General features: G+C 64.6%; 9 protein-coding genes. 4 read left to right on the forward strand and 5 right to left on the reverse strand.

Annotation, left to right across the window (positions count from 1 at the left end):
* Positions 1–45: 45 nt before the first annotated feature.
* The 5 genes from ACQY6T_RS16620 to ACQY6T_RS16640 form a co-directional block, all read right to left on the reverse strand.
* Complete coding sequence (locus ACQY6T_RS16620; protein ID WP_428632598.1) at positions 46–1,569, reverse strand: fumarate hydratase; 1,524 nt, start codon at positions 1,567–1,569, stop codon at positions 46–48.
* Positions 1,570–1,640: 71 nt separating this feature from the next.
* Entirely contained in the window at positions 1,641–2,477 is an 837-nt protein-coding gene (locus ACQY6T_RS16625) for a hypothetical protein (protein ID WP_428632599.1), read from the reverse strand.
* Between the two features lie 34 nt (positions 2,478–2,511).
* The gene (locus ACQY6T_RS16630; RefSeq protein ID WP_428632601.1) at positions 2,512–2,976 is read right to left on the reverse strand and encodes a Fur family transcriptional regulator; all 465 of its coding nucleotides are present in this window, start codon (positions 2,974–2,976) and stop codon (positions 2,512–2,514) included.
* Between the two features lie 104 nt (positions 2,977–3,080).
* Positions 3,081–3,515 (reverse strand): MerC domain-containing protein, encoded by a 435-nt coding sequence (locus ACQY6T_RS16635; protein ID WP_428632603.1) that lies wholly within the window; start codon positions 3,513–3,515, stop codon positions 3,081–3,083.
* A gap of 117 nt (positions 3,516–3,632) precedes the next feature.
* On the reverse strand, positions 3,633–5,297 hold the full coding sequence (locus tag ACQY6T_RS16640) for an AMP-binding protein (protein WP_428632605.1): 1,665 nt from the start codon (positions 5,295–5,297) through the stop codon (positions 3,633–3,635).
* 136 nt (positions 5,298–5,433) lie between these two features.
* Between ACQY6T_RS16640 and ACQY6T_RS16645 the strand changes: the two genes are divergently transcribed.
* The 4 genes from ACQY6T_RS16645 to msrA all read left to right on the forward strand — a co-directional run.
* On the forward strand, positions 5,434–5,970 hold the full coding sequence (locus tag ACQY6T_RS16645; RefSeq protein WP_428632607.1) for a hypothetical protein: 537 nt from the start codon (positions 5,434–5,436) through the stop codon (positions 5,968–5,970).
* A gap of 33 nt (positions 5,971–6,003) precedes the next feature.
* Positions 6,004–7,860 (forward strand): aminodeoxychorismate synthase component I, encoded by a 1,857-nt coding sequence (gene pabB / locus ACQY6T_RS16650; RefSeq protein WP_428632609.1) that lies wholly within the window; start codon positions 6,004–6,006, stop codon positions 7,858–7,860.
* A gap of 129 nt (positions 7,861–7,989) precedes the next feature.
* The gene (locus ACQY6T_RS16655; protein WP_428632612.1) at positions 7,990–9,201 is read left to right on the forward strand and encodes a pyridoxal phosphate-dependent aminotransferase; all 1,212 of its coding nucleotides are present in this window, start codon (positions 7,990–7,992) and stop codon (positions 9,199–9,201) included.
* A 354-nt stretch (positions 9,202–9,555) separates the two neighbouring features.
* Positions 9,556–10,136, forward strand: a 581-nt coding sequence (gene msrA, locus ACQY6T_RS16660; protein ID WP_428632613.1) for a peptide-methionine (S)-S-oxide reductase MsrA, incomplete at its 3' end; no start/stop codon positions are given.

The following is a 10,136-nucleotide window of genomic DNA, read 5'->3' on the forward strand; positions in this document are numbered from 1 at the left end:
ATGTTTGAACGATTGGTAGCCGAAGGCAATAGCGCGGGCGCTATCCTACGCCTTCTCCAGCAACCCTTCGTCCTTGATCCGCTTTTGCCACAGCGCCGGGGCGTTGACGTGGACGTTCTGGCCTTCGCTGTCGACCGCGACGGTAACGGGGAAATCCTGGACCTCGAATTCGTAGATCGCTTCCATGCCGAGGTCGGCGAAACCGACGACCTCGCTGCCCTTGATCGCGCGCGCGACGAGGTAAGCGGCGCCGCCAACGGCCATCAGATAGGCGCTTTTGTGCTTGGCGATCGCCTGCGTCGCGGCGGGGCCACGTTCGGCCTTGCCGACGCAGGCGAGCAGACCCTGATCGAGCATCATGTCCATGAACTTGTCCATGCGCGTCGCGGTCGTCGGGCCGGCGGGGCCGACGATTTCCTCGCCGACCGGATCGACCGGGCCGACATAATAGATGACGCGGTCGCGGAAGCTGACCGGCAGCTCCTCGCCCTTGGAGAGCATCTCGGCGATCCGTTTGTGTGCGGCGTCGCGGCCGGTGAGCATCTTGCCGTTGAGGAGGAGCCGGTCACCCTGTTTCCAGCTCGCGACGACGTCGGGGGTCAGATTGTCGAGGTCGACGCCGATCGCCGCCGTGTCGGGCTTCCAGTCGATCTGCGGATAGTCGGCGAGTTTAGGCGGTTCGAGGAGCGCCGGGCCGCTGCCGTCGAGGGTCACATGCGCGTGGCGGGTCGCAGCGCAGTTCGGGATCATCGCGACGGGTTTCGATGCGGCATGCGTCGGCCAGTCGGCGATCTTGACGTCGAGCACCGTCGCGAGGCCGCCAAGCCCCTGCGCGCCGATGCCGAGTGCGTTGACCTTTTCATACAGCTCGATGCGCAGTTCCTCGGTCGGATTGCTCGGCCCGCGGGCGAGCAGCTCGGTCATGTCGATCGGATCCATCAGCGATTGCTTGGCGAGCAGCATCGCCTTCTCGGCGGTACCGCCGATGCCGATGCCGAGCATCCCCGGCGGGCACCAGCCGGCGCCCATCTGCGGCACCATTTCGAGCACCCAGTCGACGATCGAATCCGACGGGTTCATCATCTTGAACTTCGATTTATTCTCGCTGCCGCCGCCCTTCGCCGCGACGTCGATCACGACCTTGTTGCCGGGGACCATTTCGACGTTGAGCACCGAGGGTGTGTTGTCCTTGGTGTTCACGCGGCTGAACGCCGGGTCAGCGAGGATCGAGGCGCGGAGCTTGTTTTCGGGGTGCAGGTACGCGCGGCGCACCCCCTCATCGACGACCTGTTGCAAGCTGCGCGGGCTGTCGAGGCGGCAGTCCATCCCCCATTTGATGAAGACGGTCACGATGCCGGTGTCCTGGCAGATCGGGCGATGCCCCTCGGCGCACATGCGGCTGTTCGAGAGGATCTGCGCCATCGCGTCCTTAGCCGCGGGCGACACTTCGCGCTCATAGGCGGCGGCGAGTGCGCGGATATAGTCCATCGGGTGGAAATAGCTGATGTACTGGAGCGCGTCGGCAATGGTTTCGACGAGGTCGTCCTCGCGGATGATGACGGTGTTCATGGTGCAGCCTTTCCCCCTTTTGGCAGGATTCGCCGGATTCCCTAGACCCGGTGGCGCGGGGTGGGAAGGGGTTAGGTTTTGCGGCGGCCGAACGTTGGGCGCGTCGCGGCGGTGACTGGCAGCGTAGCCGGTTCAACAATCGCGCGGTCGAAATCGACGAGCGGCCGATTGTTGATCCACGCCTGCCAGCTGCCCGCCGCTGCGAGTGCGAGCAGCAATATCCAGCCGCCCGCCGCCGAGGGGATGAGCGCCCAGGCGAAGGCGGCGGGGGTGATGATCGCCATCACCGTCGGGATCGCGGCGAGGATCGCCACCGTGCCGAACAGCGACCACCACCGCCCCATCTGCATCGCCGCGGCGCCGATCACGACATTGGTCGCCGCGAGCAACAGGAACTTGGCGACGACGGGCGTGGGCAGGCTCGACATCGCGGGCGAATAGTCGCCCGCGGTGAAAGCGGCCTGAATGTCGAAAAGCAGCCAGTTTTCGTATGAATCGGCCAGCGCCGCGACGATCGGTAGCGCCGCAGCGGCGAGGATCGGCCGTAGCCGAAGCTCGCGCCACAGCGCGATACATCCGCTTACCAGAAAGCCCGCGTAGAGCAGCATATAGAGATAGTCTTGCTCGTTCCCGGCGCGCATCGCGGCGAGGCGCGTCACTTGCTGTGGGTCGGTAAAGAAGCCGAAGATCGCTTCGAGGTCGGCCTGGCTGTCGGCGAATTCAAAGGCGAGCACCGGCGCGCCATAGCCCGGCGCGATGTCATGGCCCGCTTGAGGAAAGACCTGGCCAAGATAGAATCCGAACAGCAGCGTGGCGACGCCGAACGCGAGCGTCCAATACCACGCGCGCGTCGGCGCGGATGGACGCGCCCGCTGTGCTTCGATCCAGTGCTGAAGCCCCCCGACCATCGTTCAGATGCCCGATGGAGCGCGGTTGCTCACCTTATTGGCACTCGGCGCATTTGCCGCGCACTTCGATCACCGGGCGTTCGGCGGCAAAGCCGGTGGCGTCGGCGGCGGCGCGGACACCGCTCGACAGCGTATCATTGTCGATGTGGACCGCGCTGCCGCAGGTGTCGCAGATCAGAAAGATGCAGTCGTGCAGGCAACCGGGATGGCTGTTGGCGACAAAGGCGTTGGCGCTTTCGACCCGGCGGACGAGGTTGTTGGCCACGAACAGGTCGAGGATGCGATAGACGCTGTTCGGCGCGACGCGCTTGCCGCGGTTCTTCGACACGATGTCGGCGATTTCATAGGCGCTGGCGGGTTTGCCGATTTCGGCGACGGCGTCGAAAATCTCGGCGCGCATGTCGGTCCACGCTTCGCCCGCGCTCTCGAGCGCAGTCTGCGCCGCTTTGGCGAGCGAGGCGCCGCTGGCCTCGACGTGCGGATGATCATGCTTGCCCATTGGCGTTTCCTCATGCCGCGGGATGACCCTGCGACGACTTGAGATAATGTAGGGTGTTTAAGGGCGGCCCGCAAGCGGCGGACCAGTCCGTTTCGGCACCGGGATCAGTGCCGCGCGCGGTGGTTGAGGTCGTGGCCGAGCGCGACGACGGCGACTCCGATCATCGTCGCCAGCACTTCGGTGCCGTCATGTGGCCGCGATAGCGCGCCCGCCATCATGCCGAGCCCGAAGCTGCCGACCGCGAATGGCATCATATACCCATGGCTGAGCACGCCCGAGATGAGCGTGATGAGCGCAAAACCGATCGCAACGATCAAGCCTATTTCGTGGAACAAATGGCTTTCGAGAAACACCCCGCCAACCGATGCGATCGACGCGAAGAAGATCGTGGTCGCGAGGCAGTGGACGAGGCAGAGCCCCGACAATCCCATCGCCAGCTGATCGCCGCTGAGCGACGTCAGTGGCCGCGAATCGCGCGCAGCCCGCACCATCGCGCTGAGGCGCGTCGATACAGGGGCAGGGCTGGCGACTTGGGTCACCCGATTCTCCATTGGGGCAATTGCAAAGCGAGATATGGCATAACATGACAGAGGTTACAATGTCTCATTGACGATATCTGTCATCCAATCCGTTGCTAAAGATGACGACGGATTGGATCAGCCCTCTTCCGCCCGCAAAGCCTTGCGGTCGAGCTTGCCGATCATCGTCTTGGGCAGGGTCTGCCGCACCTCGACCGCGTTTACCCGTTCATGCTTGCCGAGCTGAGGGTTGACCCAGGCGGCGAGCGCTTCGCCCGAAATCTCATAGCCCTCCTCCAGCGTGACGAACGCTTTGGGCGCCTCGCCGCGATAGGCGTCGGGCACGCCGAGTACGATCGCTTCCTTGATCGCAGGATGTTCGTAGAGATGCGCCTCGATCACGCTCGGATAGACTTTGAAGCCGCCGACCGCGATCATGTCCTTCAGCCGGTCGACGATGCGGATATAGCCGCCATCCTCGACCACCGCGACATCGCCGGTGCGCAGCCAGCCGTCGGCGGTGAAACTGTCCTCGTCGGCGTCGGGGCGGTTCCAATAGCCCTGCATGATCTGCGGCCCCCTGACCGCCAGCTCGCCCGGCTCGCCGGTGGCGGCGTCTTTTGTCGGGTCCTCCTTGTCGAGCAAGCGGATATGCGTCGCGGGCAGGGGCTGGCCGATCGTCCCGGCCCGGATCGGGCCATCATAGGGGTTGGTCGCGACGACGCCTGAACTTTCGGTCAGGCCATAGCCTTCGACGAGGGAGGCGCCGGTCGTCGCGGTGAATTTCTCGCGCAGCTCGGCGGGCATCGGTGCGCCGCCCGAAATACAGATGCGCAGTGACGAGAAATCGGTCTTCGCCAGATCGGGATGGTCGAGCAGCGCCTGATACATCGTCGGCACTCCGGGGAGCGCGGTCGTCTTGGTCCGGGTGATGGCTGCGAGCGCCTGCTTTGCATCGAAGCGCGGCAACATCGTGATCGTCCCGCCGTTGAGGATGGTGCGGTTGAGGACGCAGGTGTTGGCGAAAACATGAAAGAAGGGCAGCACGCCGAGGATGCGATCGGCGGCATCATGGTCGGGATCGATCGCATTCACCTGCCGCGCATTGGCGGTCAGGTTGTGGTGGGTCAGCTTTGCGCCCTTCGGCGTTCCGGTGGTGCCGCCGGTATATTGGATCAGCGCGACGTCATTTGCGGCGTCGATGGCGACGGGTTGGGGACGGCCGTCATTGGCGATGAGCGTTGAAAAGCGGATGATGCGCGGGTCGGCGGGCAACGGCGCAATCTCGGCGCGTTTGAAAAATCGGTAAAGCCACGCTTTGTGGGCGGGTAGCCCGCCCGCGACCGAACCGACAACAAGGCGCTGGAGGCTCGATCCATCGAGCACCTTGCGCGCGGTGGGTAGCAGCGCGGCGGCGCTGACCGTGAACAGCGTATCGGTTCCCGAATCCTCGACCTGCTCCTCAAGCTCGCGGGCGGTGTAGAGCGGCGAGAAATTGACCACGGTCGCCCCGGCCGCGAGCGCGCCATAATAGGCCGCGACATAATGGGGGACGTTGGGCAGGAACAGGCCGACGCGACTGCCTTTGCCGAGCCCAAGCTGCTGAAGGCCGCGGGCGACGCGGGCGGCGCCGCGGGCCACTTCGGCATAAGTGAAACGGCGACCCAGAAAATCGAGCATCGCCGCGTCGCCGCGCTCCGCGACGCTGGCGGCGAGCATGTCGGGCAGCGACAGCGGCGCGAATGACTGGTCCCAGGTCGTCGGATGGCGGTAGTCGGTCGACCAGGAAAACTCGCTGTTCATTGCCGGAAAAAATCCTCTTGTTCTGATGGCTTTCCTGACACTAGGGTCAGTAAGCCGACATCGCAACCGGGCCGCGCTTGCGGCGCGCGGTCGCCGCCGCTAGGCAGGGCCGTCTTTCTCGCCAGGGGTTATTGTCATGTTGCTGCTGTCATCGCGCGTCGCCGTCCCGCTTGCTATTCTGGCCTGCACCTTTGCCGTCCCGGCGGCCGCGAAGGACAAGGACACGCCGGTGCGGCCAGCGCAGATTCAGGAGCTTTATGCCTGCCGCGACATCGCCGACCCGGCGGCGCGGCTTGCGTGTTTCGATCGCGAGGTCGGCGAGCTGTCGAGCGCCGATGCGGCGCGCGAAATCACCTTTACCGACCGCGAGACCGCCAAGAAGGCACGGCGCGGGCTGTTCGGCTTTTCCTTTCCCAAGCTCGGCGGAATTTTTGGCGGCGATGAGGACGAGGTCAAGGAAATCGAGACGACGATCCGCTCGGTCAGCACCGACCGGTCGGGCAAATATATCCTGGCGATGGAAGATGACGCGGTGTGGGTGCAGATCGACACGACCAACTTGCCGCACCAGCCCAAGTCGGGCCAGAAGGTGAAGATCAAGGTCGCGACGATGGGCAGCTATTTTGCGACGATCAACGGCGGCCGCACGATCCGTATGAAGCGCGACCGCTGATCGCGCGCGACCGCGCCGACGGGCAAGGCTGGCATGGCGGTTAAGGTCGCGATCCCGGTCCCTGGGCCCGGTGCCGCACCTTTTGTGCTGCTCGACGATGCGCGGGCCGAGGGCGCAGCCCCGGCGCGATTGTTCCAGAACCCCGTCGATATTGTGACGGCAAAGGGTGCCGCTGACGTCCCCTCGCTGCTCGACGCGCTTCAGGCAGCGCAGGCGCGCGGGCTCTATGTGGCGGGCTATCTGGCCTATGAGGCGGGCAAAGGATTGGCCTCCGCGTGGCGCGGCCCGGTGGACGGCGGCGCTGCGAACGATGCGCCCACCGATGCTGAGATGCCGCTGGGCTGGTTCGCGCTGTTCGACCAGGTCGAACGGATCGACGCCGATGCCATCCCCGGGCTGCTGCCCGATCCCGCGTCGGCGTGGGTCGGCGCGGTGACCCCCCGGGTGTCGCGCTGCGATTATTTGTCCGCGGTCGAGGCGGTGCTGGCGCTGATCCACGCCGGCGATATTTATCAGGCGAATTTTACATTTCGCGCCGATGTGCCGGTGCTCGGCAATCCGCTGGCGGTCCATGCACGGCTGCGGCGGACCGCGCGGGCGGGCTATGGCGGCGTCATCTGGACGGGCGAACGGGCGATCGTGTCGCACTCGCCCGAACTCTTTTTTGCGCTGCGCGGCGGCCAGGTGATCGCGCGGCCGATGAAGGGAACGGCGGCGCGGCTGCCCGATGTCGACGCCGATGCCGCGGCGGCGCGCGAGCTGGCGAGCGATGCCAAACAGCGGGCCGAAAATCTGATGATCGTCGATTTGATCCGCAACGACCTGTCGCGGGTCGCGATCCCCGGATCGGTTGCGGTGCCCGACCTGTTTCGCGTCGAAAGCTTTCCGACGATCCATCAGCTCGTGTCCGATGTCAGTGCGCACCTGCCGCCCGGCGTGGGCGCGGTGGATGTGCTGCGCGCTGCCTTTCCCTGCGGGTCGATCACCGGCGCGCCCAAGGTGCGGGCGATGGAGATCATCGACGAACTGGAAGATGCGGCGCGCGGGATATACACCGGGTCGATCGGCTTTATCGAGCCCGGAGGCGATGCGGCGTTCAACGTCGCGATCCGGACGCTGGTGCTGCCTGAATCCAATGGGTTGCAGGATGGCGCAAATCCCGCCACGCTGGGATTGGGATCGGGAATCGTCGCCGACAGCCAACCGGCCGAGGAATGGCGGGAATGTCTTGCGAAGGGGGAGTTTGTGGGCGCAGCGGGGGCCAGTTTCGACTTGATCGAAACGATGTTCTTCGATCCGATCGAAGGCGTCCAGCGGCTTGAAGGCCATCTGGCGCGGATGAAGGCGAGCGCCGAATTGCTGGGTTTTTCATTCGATCGTCACGGCGCGCGCAACAGTTTGCAATCGGCAACATTCCGCCTGCGCAGCGCGGCCCGGGTCCGGATGCGGCTGGCGCCGTCGGGCGCGCTCGCGGTCGAGGTGTCGCCGCTGCCGCGACTTGCCGAACTGCCGGTGCCGGTCGCGGTGCGCCCCGCGCCGATGGCGGCAGATGATTTTCGTCTGGTCCACAAAACCAGCCTGCGCGCGGATTATGATACGGCGCGCCACGACAGCGGCGCCGCCGAGGTGGTGTTCGTCGACGAGCCGGGGTTTGTCACCGAGGGCAGCTGGAGCAACATCTTCGTCGAGCGTGACGGCCAGTTGCTCACTCCGCCGCTGGCGCTGGGGCTGCTGCCGGGGGTGCTGCGCGCCGACCTGATCGACAAGGGCCGCGCGGTCGAATCGCATCTGCGCCTCGCCGACCTGGCGGACGGGTTCTTCATCGGCAATTCGCTGCGCGGACTGGTGCCGGCGCGGCTGGTGGACGCTGCGGCATCCGCGATAGGCTGACCTGCGCGTTGCATAGGTAAATTATCAAGCGGCGCGCTTGCGAATGTCGGTCGGACGCTTTAGGCGCGGCCCCGCGCAATTTCCTGTCAATTTCGCCGCCTGTCCGCGCAAGCCACGGAAAGTATTCTCATGTCGCTGAAGCCGCATATCTCCGCCGCTCTGAACCGCATCCAGCCGTCGGCGACGCTCGCCATGACCGCGCGTGTATCGGCGCTGAAAGCGGCGGGCGTCGATGTGATTGGACTCAGCGCCGGGGAACCCGATTTCGACACCCCTGATTTCGTCAAGGAAGCGGCGATCGAGGCGATCCGCAACGGGCAGACCAAATATACGCTGGTCGACGGCACCGTGGCCCTGAAAGAGGCGATCCGCGGCAAGTTTCGCCGCGACAATGGCCTCGATTTCGGGCTCGACCAGATCACGGTCAACGTCGGCGGCAAGCACACGCTGTTCAATGCGCTGGTCGCAACGGTGGACAAGGGCGACGAGGTGATCATCCCGGCGCCTTATTGGGTAAGCTACCCCGACATCGTGGCCTTTGCGGGCGGTACGCCGGTCATCATCGAAGGCACCGCGGCCCAGAACTACAAAATCACGCCCGCCCAGCTCGACGCCGCGATCACGCCGAAAACGCGCTGGGTCATGTTCAATTCGCCGTCCAACCCGTCGGGCGCCGCCTATTCGGGCGAGGAACTCGATGCACTGGGCGAAGTCATCCGCCGCCACCCGCATGTGATGGTGATGACCGACGATATGTATGAGCATGTCTGGTACGCCGATTTCGAGTTTTCGACCTTCGCTCAGCGCTGCCCCGATCTGATCGACCGCATTCTGACGGTGAACGGCTGTTCGAAAGCCTATGCGATGACCGGCTGGCGCATCGGTTATGCGGCCGGCCCCGCGTGGCTGATCAAGGCGATGGCCAAGCTCCAGTCGCAATCGACGTCGAACCCCTGCTCGATTGCGCAGGCCGCCGCCGCCGCCGCGCTGGGTGGACCGCAGCAGTTCCTCGACGACCGCAACGCCGCGTTCAAAAAGCGCCGCGACATGGTCGTTGCGATGCTCAACGACGCGCCGGGGCTCAGCTGTCCGACCCCCGACGGCGCCTTCTATGTCTATCCCGACGCGAGCGGTTGCATGGGCAAGAAGACCCCCGACGGGCTGCTGATCGACAGCGACGAGACGCTGATCGATTATTTTCTCGATAGCGCCAAGGTCGCGGCGGTGCACGGCGGGGCGTTCGGGCTCTCGCCGGCGTTCCGCGTTTCCTATGCAACGTCGGAAGCGGTGCTGAAGGAAGCGTGTGTACGCATCCAGCAGGCGTGCGCCGCGCTGTCATAATCATCGCCTTCTATGAGCGGAGGCCATGATTTGGCACCCGCATAAGAATTCTGTACCGATCGGTCTTGTAATCGCGGCGGCGGAACCCATTTGCACATGAACGGCGGTTAAGCGCCCGGTTCACCGGATAGTAAGCCATCCTGCTTAGGGTGATGGCTATCACTGCACGGCTGGTCGGGGCGCGCCATACCGTCGGTGTAACCAAAGCGGTCTCCCCCGCGTATTCGCTATATGAAAAAAAGAGGCACCTATGCTCACCATGCTCCGCTCCGACTGGTTTTTGTCCATGCTCGCAGGCTTCGCGATTGGCGCGACCTTTATCGTGCTCAATCAACCGGCATTGCCGATCCCGGCGTGACAGCGCCTGATCGCCCCCCGTTTGGCCGCATTCTCGCGACGTTGATCGCTGGCGCATTGGTGGCGCAATGCGCCCCGGCGCAAGCTGAAAGCGTCGTCAAGCTGCCGGCGGCGGCGGTCGATCCGGCGGTGACGGCCAAGCGCGCGACAGCAGTGCTCGCGGGCGGATGTTTTTGGGGCATCGAAGGGGTGTTTCAGAACGTCAAAGGCGTGGTTTCGGTCGAATCGGGTTATCATGGCGGCAGCGCCGCGACGGCCAAATATGATCTGACCCACGACGGCAAATCGGGCCATGCCGAGGCGGTTCGTATCGTCTATGATCCCTCGCAGGTCAGCTACGGCACCTTGCTGCGCATCCTGTTTTCGGTGGGCGCCGACCCGACGCTCAAAAATCGCCAAGGGCCAGATAGCGGTACCCAATATCGCGCCGCAATTGTCCCGATGGACGCCAGTCAGCGCAAGGTCGCGACCGCGTATCTGGCGCAGATCGGCAAGGGCAATTATTTCGCCAAGCCGATCGTGGTGCCGATCGAGACCTACAAAACCTTTTACCGCGCCGAAGATTATCATCAGTACTC

It is taken from the genome of Sphingopyxis sp. (assembly GCF_965279725.1).
GTDB lineage: Bacteria > Pseudomonadota > Alphaproteobacteria > Sphingomonadales > Sphingomonadaceae > Sphingopyxis.